The 16,531-nt window shown below is 72.9% G+C and carries 14 protein-coding genes and 2 pseudogenes; 7 read left to right on the top strand and 9 right to left on the bottom strand.

All coding sequences use genetic code 11. From position 1 onward, the window contains the following. Nucleotides 1-11: 11 nt before the first annotated feature. From ACFYP4_RS15060 to ACFYP4_RS15035, 6 genes are all read right to left on the bottom strand, one after another. A complete protein-coding gene (locus tag ACFYP4_RS15060) occupies nt 12-740 on the bottom strand; it encodes an ABC transporter permease (protein WP_358854747.1) in 729 nt (242 codons plus the stop codon). A gap of 62 nt (nt 741-802) precedes the next feature. Continuing rightward, nucleotides 803-1,756 carry an ATP-binding cassette domain-containing protein gene (locus tag ACFYP4_RS15055; protein ID WP_388785616.1) on the bottom strand — a complete coding sequence of 318 codons (954 nt, stop codon included), beginning with the start codon at nt 1,754-1,756 and terminating at the stop codon, nt 803-805. A 79-nt stretch (nt 1,757-1,835) separates the two neighbouring features. Then, nucleotides 1,836-2,477, bottom strand: coding sequence for a PadR family transcriptional regulator (locus tag ACFYP4_RS15050; RefSeq protein ID WP_388785614.1), 642 nt, complete (start codon nt 2,475-2,477; stop codon nt 1,836-1,838). 81 nt (nt 2,478-2,558) lie between these two features. Further along, nucleotides 2,559-3,107, bottom strand: coding sequence for a DinB family protein (locus tag ACFYP4_RS15045; protein ID WP_388785612.1), 549 nt, complete (start codon nt 3,105-3,107; stop codon nt 2,559-2,561). Nucleotides 3,108-3,223: 116 nt separating this feature from the next. Next, the gene (locus tag ACFYP4_RS15040; RefSeq protein ID WP_358854720.1) at nt 3,224-4,684 is read right to left on the bottom strand and encodes an aldehyde dehydrogenase family protein; all 1,461 of its coding nucleotides are present in this window, start codon (nt 4,682-4,684) and stop codon (nt 3,224-3,226) included. Between the two features lie 150 nt (nt 4,685-4,834). Next, nucleotides 4,835-5,659 carry a helix-turn-helix domain-containing protein gene (locus tag ACFYP4_RS15035; protein WP_388785711.1) on the bottom strand — a complete coding sequence of 275 codons (825 nt, stop codon included), beginning with the start codon at nt 5,657-5,659 and terminating at the stop codon, nt 4,835-4,837. 355 nt (nt 5,660-6,014) lie between these two features. Between ACFYP4_RS15035 and ACFYP4_RS15030 the strand changes: the two genes are divergently transcribed. Continuing rightward, the gene (locus ACFYP4_RS15030) at nt 6,015-6,500 is read left to right on the top strand and encodes an ATP-binding protein (RefSeq protein ID WP_358854719.1); all 486 of its coding nucleotides are present in this window, start codon (nt 6,015-6,017) and stop codon (nt 6,498-6,500) included. 132 nt (nt 6,501-6,632) lie between these two features. Here ACFYP4_RS15030 and ACFYP4_RS15025 read toward each other — a convergent pair whose 3' ends face one another. Next, the gene (locus ACFYP4_RS15025; protein ID WP_358854718.1) at nt 6,633-6,896 is read right to left on the bottom strand and encodes a DUF397 domain-containing protein; all 264 of its coding nucleotides are present in this window, start codon (nt 6,894-6,896) and stop codon (nt 6,633-6,635) included. A 551-nt stretch (nt 6,897-7,447) separates the two neighbouring features. Here ACFYP4_RS15025 and ACFYP4_RS15020 point away from each other — a divergent pair. The 3 genes and pseudogenes from ACFYP4_RS15020 to ACFYP4_RS15010 form a co-directional block, all read left to right on the top strand. Beyond that, nucleotides 7,448-7,558 (top strand): annotated as a pseudogene (locus tag ACFYP4_RS15020) (30S ribosomal protein S14); the annotation flags it as partial. 68 nt (nt 7,559-7,626) lie between these two features. Continuing rightward, nucleotides 7,627-8,133: a hypothetical protein gene (locus ACFYP4_RS15015; RefSeq protein ID WP_358854717.1), complete on the top strand. Its 507-nt coding sequence runs from the start codon at nt 7,627-7,629 to the stop codon at nt 8,131-8,133. 294 nt (nt 8,134-8,427) lie between these two features. Beyond that, entirely contained in the window at nt 8,428-8,958 is a 531-nt protein-coding gene (locus ACFYP4_RS15010) for a DUF4232 domain-containing protein (RefSeq protein WP_358854716.1), read from the top strand. A gap of 138 nt (nt 8,959-9,096) precedes the next feature. Here ACFYP4_RS15010 and ACFYP4_RS15005 read toward each other — a convergent pair whose 3' ends face one another. Then, nucleotides 9,097-10,239, bottom strand: a complete 1,143-nt coding sequence (locus ACFYP4_RS15005) for a DUF2786 domain-containing protein (protein WP_388785609.1) — start codon at nt 10,237-10,239, stop codon at nt 9,097-9,099. Nucleotides 10,240-10,380: 141 nt separating this feature from the next. On the opposite strand from ACFYP4_RS15005, the gene ACFYP4_RS15000 reads away from it, so the two are divergent. From ACFYP4_RS15000 to ACFYP4_RS14990, 3 genes and pseudogenes are all read left to right on the top strand, one after another. Then, nucleotides 10,381-11,136 (top strand): ABC transporter ATP-binding protein, encoded by a 756-nt coding sequence (locus ACFYP4_RS15000; protein ID WP_358855108.1) that lies wholly within the window; start codon nt 10,381-10,383, stop codon nt 11,134-11,136. Beyond that, nucleotides 11,130-13,297: pseudogene (locus ACFYP4_RS14995) on the top strand (FtsX-like permease family protein). The gene ACFYP4_RS15000 and the pseudogene ACFYP4_RS14995 overlap by 7 nt, the downstream one beginning before the upstream one ends. Nucleotides 13,298-13,425: 128 nt before the next feature. Beyond that, complete coding sequence (locus ACFYP4_RS14990; RefSeq protein WP_388785607.1) at nt 13,426-15,135, top strand: bifunctional 3'-5' exonuclease/DNA polymerase; 1,710 nt, start codon at nt 13,426-13,428, stop codon at nt 15,133-15,135. 88 nt (nt 15,136-15,223) lie between these two features. On the opposite strand, the gene ACFYP4_RS14985 is transcribed toward ACFYP4_RS14990, so the two are convergent. Continuing rightward, a complete protein-coding gene (locus ACFYP4_RS14985; RefSeq protein WP_388785709.1) occupies nt 15,224-16,117 on the bottom strand; it encodes a glycosyltransferase family 2 protein in 894 nt (297 codons plus the stop codon). Nucleotides 16,118-16,531 lie beyond the last annotated feature (414 nt).

Raw genomic sequence — 16,531 nt, 5'->3', positions numbered from 1 at the left:
TCAGGACACCGTCAGCGGCTGAGGCGGGCGAACCTCCGCACCGCCAGCGGGAAGAACACCGCGAGCAGGGCGAGCGGCCAGGCGACAGCCGCCCAGACGTGGCCCGGCTCGCCGCCCGGGCCGCCGAGGAGGTCCCGTACCGCCGTCGCCGTCCGGGACATCGGGTTCCACTCGACCGCCGTGCCCAGCCAGCCGGGCATGGCGTCCGGGGTGGCGAACGCGTTGGAGAGGAAGCCGACCGGCCACACCAGGATCTGGACGGCCTGCACCATCTCGGGCCGTCCGGCCACCATCGCCAGCTGGATGCCGATCCACAGCATCGCGAACCGGAAGAGCAGCAGCAGGCCCATGGCCCCGAGGAAGGCGTCCGGGCCGCCGTGCGCGCGCCAGCCGATCGCGTACGCGACGCCGGTCAGCACGAGCAGGGCCAGCGCCGACTGGAGCATGTCGGCGGCCGAACGGCCCACGAGCACGGCGCCGTCGGTCATCGGCATCGAACGGAACCGGTCGATGACCCCCTTGTTGAGGTCCTGGGTGACGGCGAGCATCGTGCCTTCCAGGCCGAAGGCCATGGTGAGCGCGAGCATGCCCGGGACCAGATAGTCGACGTAGTCGCCCGCCACCTCGCGGCCGCCGCCGACCAGGTAGCCGAACATCAGCAGCAGCATCACCGGGAAGACCAGGCCGACGAGCACCTGCACCGGCTGCCGTGCCCAGTGGGCGAGTTCGCGGCGGGTCATGGTCCAGCAGTCGGTCAGGACGTGGGATCCCGCGCGGCCCCGGCCGGTCTCGTACGCCGTGCTCACGCGGCCTCCTTCGCGCGGTAACCGCCGGCGGTGAGGTGCAGGAACACCTCGTCCAGCGTCGGCCGCCGCAGGGCGATGTCCTCGGCCACGATCCCCGCCTCCTCCAGGGCGCGTACGACGCCCGCGAGCGCCGCCATCCGGTCGGTGACCGGCGCGCTCAGCAGGCGCCGGTCCGTGTCCACCGAGACACCCTCGGCGGGTACGGGCAACAGGGCGACGGCAGCGCCCAGTTGGCCTGCGTCGCGCAGCACCACGTCGATGCGGTCGCCGCCGGTGCGGGCCTTCAGCTCGTCCGCCGTGCCGTCCGCGACCACCCGGCCCCGGTCGACGACGGAGACGCGGTCGGCGAGCTGGTCCGCCTCCTCCAGGTACTGCGTGGTGAGCAGGACCGTGGTGCCGCCGCCGACCAGGGACCGTACGGCCGCCCACACCTCGGCGCGTCCGCGCGGGTCGAGTCCGGTCGTCGGCTCGTCGAGGAACAGCACCTCCGGCTCGGTGATCAGGGACGCCGCCAGGTCGAGCCGGCGGCGCATGCCGCCGCTGTACCGCTTGACGGCCTTGCGTCCGGTGTCCGCGAGTCCGAAGCGCTCCAGCAGCTCGCCGGAGCGCACGCGAGCCCGGCGGGCGCCCAGGTGGTGGAGCCGCCCGAACAGCTCCAGGTTCTGCCCGCCACCGAGCTCCTCGTCGAGCGCGGCGTGCTGGCCGAGCAGGCCGATACGGCGCCGCACCTCTGCGGCCTCGCGCACCACGTCGCACCCGGCGACCGCCGCGCGCCCCCCGTCGGGCCGCAGCAGGGTGGTGAGCACCCGCACCGCGGTGGTCTTGCCCGCGCCGTTCGGGCCCAGCAGGCCGTGCACGGTGCCCCTGCGGACCGTCAGGTCCAGGCCGTCCAGCGCCGCCCTGTCCCCGTACCGCTTCCGTAGGCCCTCGACTGCGATCGCGTCGGTCATCCGGCTCCCTCCACCCCAAGTAGTCAAACTTGACCACCTGAGGAAAGGTAACGCGGGGAGCTGCGTTCGTCAAACTTGACTAGCCGTGGTCCCCGGGGTGCGGGGTCCCCGTCGCGTACGGGTTCTCCTCACCCTCCGCCAGCACCCCGACGAAGGTTTCGCCCTCGCCCGCGAAGGTGTACGCCCCGCCCTCGACCCGCTCGATCAGCCCACGCGTCCACTCGGCGTCGGCGTCGGCGGTGGAGACCCAGAGGTTCATGATCTCGCCGATGTGGCCGAGCTGTCCGGGGCCGCCCTCGGGCACGTAGTGCTCGGTGACCGCGGAACGCCACGCCTCGATCCGGTGGATGCGCTCCTTCAGAAGCCCCACCGCCTCGTCCCGCGGCAGTTCGACCAGGAAACCGACCGCCGCCGACTTCACGTCCATCTTCTGGTCGTACGACGTCAGGGACTCCCGCAGGAGCCGCAGGAACTCCTCCGTGCCGCGGTCCGTGATCTCGTACTCGGTGCGCGGCGGGCCGCCCGCCGTGGAGGGCGCGACCTCGTGGGCGTGCAGCAGCCCCTGCTTCGCCATCTGCTTGAGGGCGTGATAGATCGAGCCGGGCTTGGCGTTGGACCACTCGTGCGCGCCCCAGTACTCCAGGTCGTTGCGCACCTGGTAGCCGTGGGCCCGCCCGTGCTGACGCACCGCGCCGAGCACGAGGAGACGGATCGCTGACATGGGGTCCAGGTTAGGACCCCGCTCTCCACCCGCCCGAGTCCGGGCCGCTCAGCCCCGGCCGCCGCCCCGAGTCCGGGCCGCTCAGCCCCGGCCGCCGCCCCGTTCCTCGGTGACCAGCTCGAACGCCGCCCTTCCGTCCAGGGACTCCCTGATGATGTCGGCATGGCCGGCGTGCCGGGCCGTCTCGGAGATCAGCCGCAGCATCACCCAGCGCATGGAGACCCGCTCGTCCGGCGGGAACCAGGGGTCGTTCGGCAGCGGGAAGGTGTCGTCGAGGCTCGGCACCGAGCGGATGAACGCCTCGGTCCCGGCCGCGACCTCCTTCCAGTACTGGAGCACCGACTCGATGGTCTCGTCCCCGGCCAGTGCGAAGCACTCGTGCCAGTTCGACTCGTCCCGCCGGACGGCCGGCGGCTCGCCCTTGGCGCGGGCGATCCAGCCCTGCTCGACCTCGGCGAGGTGCTTGGCCAGCCCGGCGAGGGACAGTTCGCTCGCGCTCGGCCTGCTCGTGGCCTGCTCCGCGGTGAGCCCGAGCAGGGCCCGCCTGATGCCGCCGCGCTCGCCCTCCAGGAAGGAGAGCAGCGCGCCGCGCTCGTCGCCGTGTGCCTCCGCCGACACGTGAGTGACCATGACGGGCCGCCTTTCGTGGATGCCGTTGCCGTTCTTTCCGACACCCCGAACGTACGGGCCCTTGCGGACACCTGCTGTCCGCAAGGCCCGGCGCGGGCGGGAGGAACCGGAACGGATCAGAACGGGAAGAAGCTGCGCCCGTGCTGCACGGAGATCCACTTCTGCGTGGTGAAGGCCTCGACGGTCGCCTCGCCGTTCAGGCGGCCGACGCCGGACTGCTTCTCGCCGCCGAAGGCGACCAGCGGCTCGTCGTGGACGGTGCCGTCGTTCACGTGGAACATGCCGGTGTCGATCTGCTTGGCGAAGGCGACACCGCGCTCCACGTCCGCCGTGTGCACCGCGCCGCTGAGGCCGTAGGGGGTGTCGTTCACGATGCGCACGGCCTCCTCCTCGCCCTCGAAGGGGACGAGCAGTGCCACCGGACCGAAGATCTCCTGGCGGAGGATGCCGGAGTCGGCGGGCAGGCCGGTCAGCACGGTCGGCTCGACGAGGTTGCCGGTGGTGGCGCCGCGCAGGAGCGCGGTGGCGCCCTCGGCGAGCGCCTGGTCCACGACTCCCGTGAGCGCGTCCGCCTGCGAGGAGTTGATGACCGGGCCGATGACCGTCTGCGGGTCGCTCGGGTCGCCGGCCTTCAGCCCCCTGACCTTGGTGACGAACTTCTCGGTGAACTCGGCCTCCACCGAACGGTCCACCAGGACGCGGTTGGCCGCCATGCAGACCTGGCCCTGATGCACGTACCGGCTGAAGACCGCCGCGTCCACGGCGTAGTCGATGTCCGCGTCGTCGAGCACCACCAGCGCGCTGTTGCCGCCGAGTTCGAGCACCGAGCGCTTGAACTGCGCGGCGCAGACGGTGGCGACGTGGCGGCCCACCTGGTCCGAGCCGGTGAAGGAGATGACCTTGGGGACCGGGTGCTCCAGGAAGGCGTCACCGATCTCGGCGATGTCGGTGATCACCACGTTCAGCAGGCCGCCGGGCAGCCCCGCGTCCTCGAAGATCCTGGCGATCAGCGAACCGCCGACGACCGGGGTGTTCTGGTGCGGCTTGAGGACGACGCCGTTGCCGAGCGCGAGGGCCGGCGCGACGGACTTCAGCGACAGCAGGAAGGGGAAGTTGAAGGGGCTGATCACGCCGACGACGCCGACCGGGACGCGGTAGACGCGGTTCTCCTTGCCGTCGACCGGGGAGGGCAGGATGCGTCCCTCGGGCCGCAGCGCGAGCTGGATCGACTCGCGCAGGAACTCCTTGGCGAGGTGCAGCTCGAAGCCGGCCTTGAGGTGGGTGCCGCCCAGCTCCGCGATGATCGCCTCGGTGATCTCCGGCTCGCGCTCCTCGATGAGCCGCAGGGCGCGCTCGAAGACGGCACGGCGCGCGTACGGGTTGGTCGCGGCCCACTCCTTCTGGGCACGCTGGGCCGCGCGGTACGCGTCGTCGACCTCGTCGACCGTGGCTATCGTGATCGACGCCAGCTTCTCGCCGTTGTACGGGTTGAAGTCGATGATGTCCCAGGAGCCGGTACCCGGGCGCCACTCGCCGTCGATGTACTGCTGTGCCAGGTCGGTGAAGTAGGACGACATGTGATCCCTCAATCCCAGGGCTGCCGAGGCAGGCATCCGATCAACGTCTGATCACACGTCATCGTACTGGTGAGTCAAGGGAGTTGAGGGACCCTCGGGACAGTCCGCGGGGGACTTCGGGGGACCTCGCGGACGGCTCCGCCGACCGGGTCAGGAGAGCTGGAGGAGTCCCCTGAGCAGGTCGCGGCTCTCGGACGGTCCCGGGCTGTCCTGCTGGAGCTCCTTGAGCGCGCCCTCGTACTGGGTGACGTCCTCGCGCTTGTCGAGGTACAGGGCGCTGGTGAGCTGTTCCAGGTAGACGACGTCCGACAGGTCGGACTCCGGGAAACTCAGGATGGTGAAGGAGCCGCTCTCGCCCGCGTGGCCACCGAAGCTGAACGGCATGACGTGGATCTTGACGTTCGGCCGTTCCGACAGGTCGATCAGGTGCTGGAGCTGGCCGCGCATCACCTCGCGGTCGCCGTACGGGCGGCGCAGCGCGGCCTCGTCCAGGACGCAGTGGAACTCGGGGGCGCGCCCGGAGACGAGGTGCTTCTGGCGCTCCATGCGCAGGGCGACCCGCCGGTCGACGTCGGCGGCGCTCGCGCCCTTCATGCCGCGCCGGACGACCGCGTGCGCGTACGCCTCGGTCTGCAACAGGCCGTGCACGAACTGGACTTCGTAGGAGCGGATGACGTGTGCCGCGCCCTCCAGGCCGACGTACGTCGGGAACCAGCTGGGGAGCACGTCCGAGTAACTGTGCCACCACCCCGCGACGTTGGCCTCCTTCGCGAGGGAGATGAGGGACGTGCGCTCTGCCTCGTCGGTGATGCCGTAGAGCGTCAGCAGGTCCTCGACGTCACGCGTCTTGAAGCTCACCCGTCCCAACTCCATGCGGCTGATCTTCGATTCGGAGGCGCGGATCGAGTAACCGGCCGCTTCCCGGGTGATCCCGCGCGCCTCCCGCAGACGCCTCAGGTGCGACCCCAGCAGCATCCGCCGCACGACCGAGCCGCTCGATTCACCAGCGCTCACGTTCGTCCGCCTCCCCAACCGTTCCAGGAGCCGCAGTCTGCCACTAAAACACTTCGAGCTGTACTCGCCCGGTTACAGAAACGGAAAGTAACCGAAGGAGCCGGGCCGAAAAGATCAGCGAAGGACAGACAAGAGCGAATAAGAGAGGAGAAGAATTACCCAGAAAGTCGTACGGATCGTACTAATTCGCGCGCGTGCACGTGCATCTGCCCTTGCATCTGCTGAACGCTTTCGGAACCATGGCTCCCGCGCCACCGCTGCATCGCCACGACCGCGAACCCCGGGAGTGCCTCGCATGGGGACGAATGGATCGACCATGCTCGAGCCGTTACGGCAGGGGCTTCCGCCGCTCGACCCCACGGCCGTGTCCGACGCCGCCTCGTGCGCTCTGCCCGCCCGCTACGAAGCGGTGCGCGAGGCACGGCAGTTCACCCGCAGGACGCTCGACCAGTGGGACATCGGCGACCGCTTCGACGACGTCTGTCTGGTGGTCTCCGAACTGGTCACCAACGCGTTGCGGCACGCGCTGCCCGCGGAGACGCCGCGCGCCGGCGAGCAGGATCCGCCCGTGCGGCTGCATCTGATGCGGTGGACCACGCGTCTGGTGTGCGCCGTGCGCGACCCCAGCAGCGAGAGTCCCGCCGCGCGCGACTCGGACGACTCGGCGGAATCGGGACGCGGCCTGTTCCTGGTCGACTCGTTCGCCGACGGCTGGGGCTGGCATCCGCTCGCGGGCAGACTCAGCGGCAAGGTCGTGTGGGCGCTGTTCCGGCTGCCACCCGCCGGGGCCACGACGGAGTGAGGGACCGCGGCGCTTTTCGGCGCCGCGGTTCTACGCGCGTCACCATACGTGACTCAACCGTCACGGAAAGTTGTACGGGTGGATGGGCTCGGGGTGGCAGGCGGCTTCAGGCCGGCCGTGCGGGCATGACCTTCAGGCGCCCGCTACCAGGTGATCGAACTCGCCGTCCTTGACGCCCAGCAGCATGGCCTCGATCTCGGCGCGCGTGTAGACGAGCGCGGGCCCCTCGGGAAAGCGCGAGTTGCGCACCGCCACCTCACCGCCGGGCAGCCGCGCGAACTCCACGCAGGAGCCCTGCGAGTTGCTGTGCCTGCTCTTCTGCCAGTTCACCCCATGCAGCGCCGTGGCCGCCATGCCGTTGTACACGTCGTCCACGTCGCACACGTCGTGGTCCACAGGTCGCTCCCCGAGTGGTGCATTGGCTGATGTGGCCATTGATGCAGTGGTCAACTGTTCCGGATCATAGCTCTGTTCATGTGCAGATGCATGGGCAGATGCACGTGCACGCGGGGTGTTCCCCCGGTTACAGCTTTTACCGGTTCTTGACTACTGCGCGCTGTCCCGCCGACTACAGCCGGTCCAGCTCCCGCCCGAAGGACGCGGCACCCGCGACCGCCGGCCCCCGCCCGTGATCTTCCACGCCGTCGTCCGCGCGGGGTCGTCCGGGTCGAATCCCTCGTGCACTAGGAAGAGACGCGTGCCGCGTCGTTCCTGTTCCACTGTCCGCGTGAAGGTCCGGTCCGCGGGACCGGCGGGGACCGGACCCGGCCCGCTCGACGCACGGCGTCGGCCGCTCACCCGTGCGAGAACGTGCACGTCGGCCACGCCGCAGATGTCGGCGTTCGGCCCCGGGACGGAGGTCAGGGGCACCGGGGCAAGGCCTCCGGCCGAAAGTTTTCGGAGCCCGGCGGGTGATCCGCGCGGTACGACCACCCGCGGGCCGAACCGTGGACGAGCGCCCCCGCTGCTGTCCGCGCGCCTCCGGGCTCTTTCGGGTCGACCCGCGTGAGCAAGCGCACGCCGGTCTTCTCCCCGGGGTCCGCACGTCCTCCTGGTAGCTTGCTGCGGTCGTTCCGGCGACCTCAGTGATCATCTTGATCATCCGCCCACCCATGGGGGACTTCCAGTGACTTCGGCGACCTTCTCGCGCCAGCGGGTACGGAGCGCGGCCGCGGCCGCGGGACTGGCGGCCGCACTCGTGCTGACCGCCTGCAGCAGTGACGGCGACGGCGGTTCCAAGAAGGACTCCGCCACCTCCGCGAGTCCGTCCTCGACCACCGGTGCGGACGGGGACACCGGGGGCTCCGGGAGTACCTCCTCCGCGGGGAAGCTGGAGGGCAGCTGGCTGGCCACGACGGACGGCAAGGCGGTGGCCCTGGTCGTGCACGGCAAGGAGGCCGGGCTGTTCGCCACCGGCGGCACCATGTGCACCGGCACAGCGGGCAAGGAGGCTGGCATGCGGATGATCCACCTGAAGTGCCCGGACGGCTCCGCCGACCGCTCCGACGGCATGGTCGAGTCCGTCGGCTCCACGACCATGAAGGTCAAGTGGGAGGGCGGCCTCCAGGAGACCTACCGCAAGGCCGAGGGCGCAAAGCTGCCCACCGCTCTGCCGACGGCGAGCGGCTCCTGAGCTTCGCCGGACGGCGGGCACGGGGAGGCTTCCGGACAGACGGCAGACGACGGGCCGGTCCTGGTCGCGGGGCCGGTCACGGTCGCGGGGCCGGTCACGGTCGCGGGGCCGGTCACGGTCGCGGGTTCGCGGCACTCCTCGGGGTGCCGCGGCCCGTCGCCGTTCCCGGGAGAACGGCGTGACAGGCCGCGACACGGACGCCGAACGGACCCTCGTAACGGCGGGGGCGCGAAGCGGACGTGGAGCGGGTTGCGTGATGATCCATGTGCACCGTCACGACTTCAAGGGGAACCCATGCGCGCCCTTCCGATCGCCGTCACCGTTCTCGCGGCGGCACTCACGCTGACCGCCTGCGACGACAGCGGCACCGACGACGCCGACACCAAGCCCTCCGCGGCCTCCGGCGCCTGCACCGCCGACCAGGTTCGTGTGGAGGTCGGCCCCGGCAACGCCGCCCCCGCCGCGGGGGACACCGGCAACATCCCGGTCACCGTCACCAACCAGGGCTCCGGCGACTGCTCCGTGCGGGGCTTCCCGGAGGTCGGCCTGCACAACGGCTCCGACTCCTGGACCGTCGCCCCGCAGGAGGGAGCGAACCCGGTGAAGGTGAAGCTGAAGGCGGACGAGGCCGCGACCTTCACGATCACGTACGTACGGGGGCCGGAGGGCGACTCCGCGAAGAGTGCCGACGTGAAGACCGTCAAGATCGGTCTGCCGGGCGCGACGGCCGCGAAGTCCTTCCCGTGGGAGTACGGGCCGGTCGCCCTCCGCGGCAAGAGCGAGCCGGACACCTCGGTCAGCCCGTTCCAGACGGCGGGCGACTGAGTCCGGGCCCGGGGCCGTCCGGACCGGGCGCGGCGGTGCCGACGTCGTTCCGGTCGGCCACCGCGGTGGCGGGACCGGGTCCCGACGAGGGCCGGTTCACTCCTGACGCGGCCGGCCCCGGTCGGCCCTCGGTCCGGCTCACCCCAGCCGAGGCCGGGCCCTGACCTGGGCCTCGTCCGCCGCGGCGGACCCCTCGTGCCAGCCGGCGGCGTCGGTGACGCCGCGCAGACGGGTGGTGACCGTACGCGGGAACATGTCGTCCACACGGTCCGCGACCGCGACGTCGCGGGCCGCGAGGACCGGCAGCAGCTCCCCCGCCGAGTCGGCCACCTGCCCCTCGGCGGCCGCCGCGAGCCGGTCGCCGATCCGGTGCGCGTACGCGGCGAGGAAGGACTGCCGGAAGGTCTTCGTGCGCTTGCGTCCCCCCGCCCGCTGGGCCGCCTCCGCCCTGGTCATGGCTGTCGTGGCCTGCACGAGCAGGGAGGTGTGGAGCAGCTCGACCGCTTCCAGGTCGGCCTCGAAACCGACGACGGTGGAGAAGCCGAGGTCGTCGTTCCACACCGCGCGGCAGCGGTTCGCCCGGGCCACCGCGTCCAGCAGCACCGCCTTGGCCGTCTCGTACGGCGCCTCGATCCCGATCCGGCAGGCGCCCGGCGCGTCCTTGGCGTGCGTACGGGCGGCGAGCAGCGCCTCGTCGATGCTGTGCCGCGCCATCAGCTCCTGCGCCTTGGCGCTCAGAGCCTCCGCCTCCTCCGGGAACCCGGTCGCCTCCGCCTTCGCGAGCAGCGCGCGGATCCGACCAAGCATGCGGGAGTCCTGTGAGGCCCGCCCGGCGTCCCTGGGGGCGCCCTCCCTCGGTGCGTCGAGCGGCTCGATGGACGGAAGCCTCAGCAGCAGCCGGTACAGCTCCAGCACGGCGGTCGCGCAGGAGAAGCGGTCGGTGCGCGGGGCACGCGCCTCGTCCGCGAGGTCGTCGAGCTGTGCCTCCCACCGCGGTCCCCGGCCGGCCTCCTCCCGCCGCTTCGACTGCGCCACGATCAGCTCCGCCACCAGGCGCACGTGCACGTCGTCCAGCCGGCGGCGCACCATGCGTACGACGTCCGCGGGCTGCCAGCCGCGACGCCAGGCGGCGGCGACGAACTCCTCGCCCCGCCGGGTGAGTTCGGCATCACAGGCGGGGTCGGCCGCGAGCAGCGAGGCCCCGGTGTCGAGGGCGGCGTCGGTGTCGGCGTAGAGGGCCTCGAAGGCGCGCTCCACGGTGCCGGGCGTACTGCTGGTCATGCACCGATCGTGCCACGGCCGGCGGGAGGGGCCCGCCCTGGCCTGCGAGGACGGTCCTGGCCTGGGGTAGGCCCGGCCCCACCCCGGGGACGCCCGCTGGTGGTCGTGTGCGCGGGCCCGGCGGACGGTTCGCTGGGAGGCATGACCACCACAGCCGTACGTATCCGATCCCTGCGCCGCCGCTACGGCGCCGTCACCGCCCTGGACGGGGTGGACCTCGACTTCGCCGCCGGGACCTTCACCGCCGTGATGGGGCCGTCGGGGTCGGGCAAGTCGACCCTGCTGCACTGCGCGGCGGGCCTGGACCGGCCGACCTCCGGGACGGTGACCGTGGCCGGGGTGGAGCTGGCGGCGCTGAGCGAACGGCGGCGGACACTGCTGCGGCGGGAGCGGATCGGGTTCGTGTTCCAGTCCTTCAATCTGCTGCCGTCCCTGACCGCCGCGCAGAACGTGGCGCTGCCGCTCCGGCTGGCCGGGCGCCGCCCGTCGCGGAGTGCGGTGCGCGAGGCGCTGGACCGGGTGGGGCTGGCGGAGCGGGCCGGGCACCGTCCGTCGCAGCTGTCGGGCGGCCAGCAGCAGCGGGTGGCCCTCGCGCGGGCGCTGATCACCCGCCCCGACGTCCTCTTCGGTGACGAGCCGACGGGCGCCCTGGACACCACGACCGGCCGCCAGGTCATGCTGCTCCTGCGGGAGTTGGTGGACCGTGAGGGACAGACGACCGTGCTGGTCACCCACGACCCGGTGGCCGCCTCGTACGCCGACCGGGTGGTGTTCCTGGTCGACGGCCGGGTGAGCGGCGAGCTGTCGGCGCCCTCGGCGGGCGACGTCGCCGCGCGTCTGGCGCGGCTGGAAGGCGTACGCGGCGCGGCGACCGCACCGTCGGGTGCACCGTGCTGACCTGGTCGTCCCTGCGCGTGCGCGGGGTGTCGCTGTTCGGTTCCTTCGTCGCCGTGGCGCTCGGGGTCGGGGTGATGGCGGCGATGTGCCTCGGTCTGGCCGCGACGCTGGACGCCCCGGCACGCGAGCCGGAGCGCTTCGCCGGGTCACCCGTCGTGGTCATGGGGCAGGACACGCTCACGGTGGAGGTGCGGCGCGGACCGGGCACCGCGTCCGTGTCGAGGAGGCTGGCGCATCCACACCCTGTGGACGGCGAACTGCTGCGCCGCCTGCGCGCGTTGGGGACCGTCCTGACCGACGGCGCGGCCCGGGACGCGGTGGGCGTCGACGCGCCCGCCGCCGCCGTGCGCGCGGTCGTTCGCGAGGCCGCGTCGCCGGACGGGGCCTCAGCCGGGGCCGGGTCCGGCCGGGTGCGGGTACTGACGGGTGACGACCGCCGACTGGCCGATCCCGCGACGGCACGGGACACCGAGGCACTCGTCGCGGTCAACGCGCTGCTCGGGACGGCCGCCGGGGTCACGGTGTTCGTCTCGGTCTTCGTGACGGCGTCCACGTTCGCCCTCGTCGCGGCGCTGCGGCGGCGGGAGTTCGGGCTGCTGCGGCTGGCCGGGGCGACACCGGGAAGGGTGCACCGGCTGCTGCTCGGCGAGGCGCTCGCGGTCGGCGTCGCGGCCTCGGCGGCGGGGTGCGCGCTGGGGGCGTGGGGGGCACCGCGGCTGGTGCGGGCGCTGGTGGAGGGCGGGATGGCGCCGCCGTGGTTCGCGCTGCGGGGGACGACGTACTGGCCGTACGAAGTCGCATGCTGCACCGGGCTGTTGGTGGCCGTCACCGGTGCGTGGGCCGCCTCCCGCCGGGCGGGCCTGACCTCTCCCCTGGAGGCGTTGCGCGAGGCGGCGGTGGACCCGGGGGCACTGCCGTGGCCGCGGCGGGTGCTCGGCCTCGCCCTGCTGGCGTGCGGACTCGGCCTGCTGGCCTGGAAGCTCGGCTCCGGCCCGGCCGAGCTGCTGAAGCGCAAGACGTACACGACCCAGCCGATGATCCTGGTCACCGCGGTGGCCGCGCTGGCACCCGTGCTGGTCCGCCCGCTCGCGGGTCTGGCCCGGCTGCCCGGCGCGTGCGGCCTGCTGATCCGCGAGAACGCGCGCGCCTCCCTGCGGCGGACGTCGGCCGTGGCCGCTCCGGTCCTGGTGACCGTCGCGCTGGCGGGCTGCCTGCTCGGATCGGCACAGACCGTCACGGCGGCGAAGGCGCGGGAGGCCGGCCGGGGGACGAGTGCCCGATTCGTCGTGACCGGCGACGACTTGACCCCGGTCCGGGTCGCGGGGGCGACGGTGTCGGGCACCGCGTCAACGGCGGTGTTCGTACGGGAGGAGGGCACCTCGCTGATCCGGTCGGACGCGCGGGCGGTGACGGACGTGCGCGCCTTCGCGTCCGTCGCGCGGCCGCCGGTGGTGGCGGGGGACGTACGCGATCTCGACGACCGCTCCATCGTCGTGAACGAGGAGTGGGAGCGGCACGAAGTGGGTTCCGTGGTCCGGGTGTGGCTCGGCGACGGGCGGCCGGCCCGGCTGCGTGTCGCCGCGGTGCTCGCGCGGGGCACGGGGAACAACGGCGCCTACGTGACCAGGGCGAACGCTCCGCGGGCCGCCGTCGACCGGCTCGATGTGCGGGTCGATCGCGGCGCGGATCCGGCGGCGGTCGTGGCTGCCCTGCGGGCGTCCGGCTGCGGCGGACAGGTGCGCACCACGGCGGCCTGGCTGGCCGCCGCCCATCCGCGCACCAGCCCGCAGACCCGGCTCGGACTGCTCGTCGTGCTCGGTATCGCCCTCGTGTACGCGGGCATCTCACTCGCCGGCACCCTGCTGATGGCGACCTGTGCCCGAGGCCCCGAGCTGCGCTCACGCGGCTTGCGGGAGCCACCCGGGCGCAGGTGCTGCGGGTGGTGGCGGGTGAGTCGGCGCTGGGAATCGCCGTGGGCGCCGTCCTCGGCCTGGCCGTCACCGCCGTGACCCTCACCGGACTGGCCGCTGCCCTGGGCCGCCTGTCGGCACCGGTGGTGGTCGCGGTCCCGTGGGACCTGCTGGGCGGGTGCGCGGGGGCGTGCCTGGTGGTCGCGGTGGGGGTGTCGGCGGCCGGGGCGATGGTGGTGGGGCGGAGGTAGCGGGGCGTCGGTAGTGGGGTGTCGGCAACGGGGCGTCGGCAAGGGGGCTGGGGACGAGCGCCGGGGTATGAGCGCCGCGCGTTCCGCGCGGAATGCCGATGTCAGACCCCCCTGCGACACTCGCAGACATGACGGACCGGTGGGCTCTCGCGCCGGCCGAGGACGGCGGCGTCGAAGTCGTCGGCCTCGGCCGGGACGGGCTGCCCGCGGGCCCGGTCCGCCGGGAGGCGGACCTCGTCGAGGCCGTGCGCGCACGGCCGGACGTGGTCCGCTGGGTGTGGCGGTCGACGGCCGAGGTGTACCCGCGTCTGCTCGCCACGGGGGTGCGAGTCGAGCGGTGCTACGACATCGAGGCCGCCGAGACCCTGCTGCTCGGCCACGAGGGTCGCCTCGGTGAACCCCGGTCGGCGGCCGCCGCACTGGCCCGGCTGCGCGGCGGCCCCGTGCCACGGGACCCTCCGCAGCGCTCCGCCGAGCCGGGCGCGCAGTCGTCCCTCTTCGAACCGCGTCGTGCGCACGTACCCCTTGGGGACCTCCTGGAGGTCTACGCGGACCAGCAGCGGCGCCACGACGCGGCGGAGCACCCGGAGCGGATGCGGCTGCTGACCGCCGCCGAGTCGGCGGGGATGCTGGTGGCCGCCGAGATGAACGGGGCGGGGCTCCCGTGGAGCGCGGACGTCCACCGCGAGGTACTGCACGAACTGCTCGGCGAGCGGTACGCGGGCGGCGGCGAGCCCCGCCGCCTGGCCGAGCTCGCGGACGAGGTGTCGGCCGCGTTCGGCCGCCGGGTCCGCCCCGATCTGCCGGCGGACGTCGTCAAGGCCTTCGCCCAGGCCGGGATCAAGGTCAGATCCACCCGACGGTGGGAGATCGAGTCCCTCGACCACCCGGCGGTGAAGCCGCTCCTCGAGTACAAGAAGCTGTACCGCATCTGGGTCGCCCACGGCTGGTCCTGGCTCCAGGACTGGGTCAGGGACGGCCGCTTCCGGCCCGAGTACCTGCCGGGCGGCACGGTCACCGGCCGCTGGGTGACCAACGGCGGCGGTGCCCTGCAGATCCCCAAGGTGATCCGCCGCGCGGTCGTCGCCGACCCGGGGTGGCGGCTCGTCGTGGCCGACGCCGACCAGATGGAACCGCGCGTGCTGGCGGCGATCTCCCGCGACCCCGGCCTGATGGAGGTCGCGGGCCGCGAGAGCGACCTGTACCAGTCGGTGTCCGACCGCGCCTTCGCCGGCGACCGCGCCCAGGCCAAACTCGCCGTACTGGGCGCGGTGTACGGACAGACGTCCGGTGACGGCCTGAAGAACCTCGCCCTGCTGCGCCGCCGCTTCCCCAAGGCCGTCGCGTACGTCGACGACGCGGCGCGGGCGGGCGAGGAGGGGCGCCTGGTGCGTACCTGGCTGGGGCGGACGTGTCCCCCGGCCGCCGGATCCGGCGAGGACTCCGCGGAGGAGGCCGGCATCCCGCAGGACGACCCGGCGGACCCCGCCGACACCGCCAGGAGCACCACCGACCAGGCCTGGGTCCCGGGTTACGCGTCCAGCGACTCCCGCGCCCGCGGCCGGTTCGCGCGCAACTTCGTCGTCCAGGGCAGCGCCGCCGACTGGGCCCTGCTGGTGCTCGCCGCCCTCCGCCGCACGTGCGCCGGCCTGGCGGCCGAGCTCGTCTTCTTCCAGCACGACGAGGTGATCGTGCACTGTCCCGCCGAGGAGGCCGACACGGTGGTCACCGCGATCCGCGAAGCGGCGGAACTGGCGGGCAGGCTCACGTTCGGGGAGACCCCGGTCCGCTTCCCGTTCACCACGGCGGTGGTGGAGTGCTACGCGGACGCGAAGTGACGCGCCCGCGCCCGCGCCAGAACCTTCGACAGCCTCAGCTGATCGGGCCCGCCGAAGCCGAATGGGGACGGGCCCGTCACGACGACGGTCAGATGACGGGCGGCCGTCCCAGCCGCGTGAGCCGCCAGACCGTACGCCAACGCATGGGCCGCCGCTCCCCGCCCGACGCCCGGAACCCCTCGACGAACCCGCCGAACCAGGCACGCAACCCGCCCACGGACCGCGTCCGGGCGAGCGTGAGGAGCACCCAGATGCCCAAGTGGACGGGGATGAGCGGAAGGGGAAGCCGCCGCCGGACGAGCCAGACGCGGTTGCGGGCGGTGACGCGGTAGTAGATGGCGTGCCGCGCGGGCGAGGTCTTCGGGTGCTGGAGGAGCAGTCCGGGTTCGTACAGGACGGTCCACCCGGCGTCGACGGCGCGCCAGGCGACGTCGGTCTCCTCGTGGGCGAAGAAGAACTCGGCCGGCCAGTCCCCGATCTCGTCGAGCATGCGCATGGAGAAGGCGTGCCCGCCGCCGAGGAAGCCGGTCACGGGTCCGCCCCGCATGGGATCGCGGGCGCCGACACGGGGCACGTGCCGCCGCTGGGTCTCCCCGTGCTCGTCGGCGATGCGGAACCCGACGATGCCGAGCCGCGGGTCACCGGCGAACAGGTCGCGCACCTTGCGCAGCACGTCGGCGTCGACGAGGAACCCGTCGTCGTCCAACTCGACGACGACATCGACGTCCCCGAACTCCCGCAGCCTGCTGAGCGCCACGTTGCGCCCGCCCGGACACCCGAGGTTCTCGTCCACCTCGATCGGGGTGACCTCGCCGGGCAGTCCGAGCCGCTCGGCGAAGTCGGGCAGGGGGCAGCCGTTCCCGACGATCACGATCCGCGCGGGCGCGACGTCCTGCTTGGCGACGGACGCCAGCAGCGCGTCGACCTCGGCGGGCCGGTTCCCCATGGTCACCACGGCAACAGCGATCCGCGGCTCTGCCACCACGACACCCACCTCATCCCGGCCGACGACTGCCCGCGATGCTAGCCGTTCACCGCCCCTTCCCCCGCCGTACGGCCCATGTCCGCGCTCCTGCCGCCCGTTCCCCCGCCGTACGGCCCATGTCCGCGTTCCTACCGCCCGTTCGCCCGCCTGACGCGGTCCCGATCAGCGGGAGACGGCCGCGGACGACGCGCATCCCCCTCGGCCTCGCTCCCGCGCCGAACCCGGTCGCCTACGTGGACAACCCCTTCGGCGGGTCCGACCCGCTGGGCCTCATGCCCGAGTACACGAAGGAGGAGAGGCGGCGCCGGAGGCGGCAAGGTGATCACGGCCTACGGTCCGTCACAAGGGCGACTCCGGAGCGCAGGCGCTGGGCGGCCTGCGCGCGCACGCACCCCGGCGGGCCGATCACCC

The sequence above is a fragment of the Streptomyces sp. NPDC005551 genome (genome assembly GCF_042871785.1).
In the GTDB taxonomy this organism is placed as follows: Bacteria; Actinomycetota; Actinomycetes; order Streptomycetales; family Streptomycetaceae; genus Streptomyces.
The sequence above is the reverse complement of the archived record's forward strand: the minus strand, read 5'-3'. Positions and strand labels throughout refer to the sequence as shown.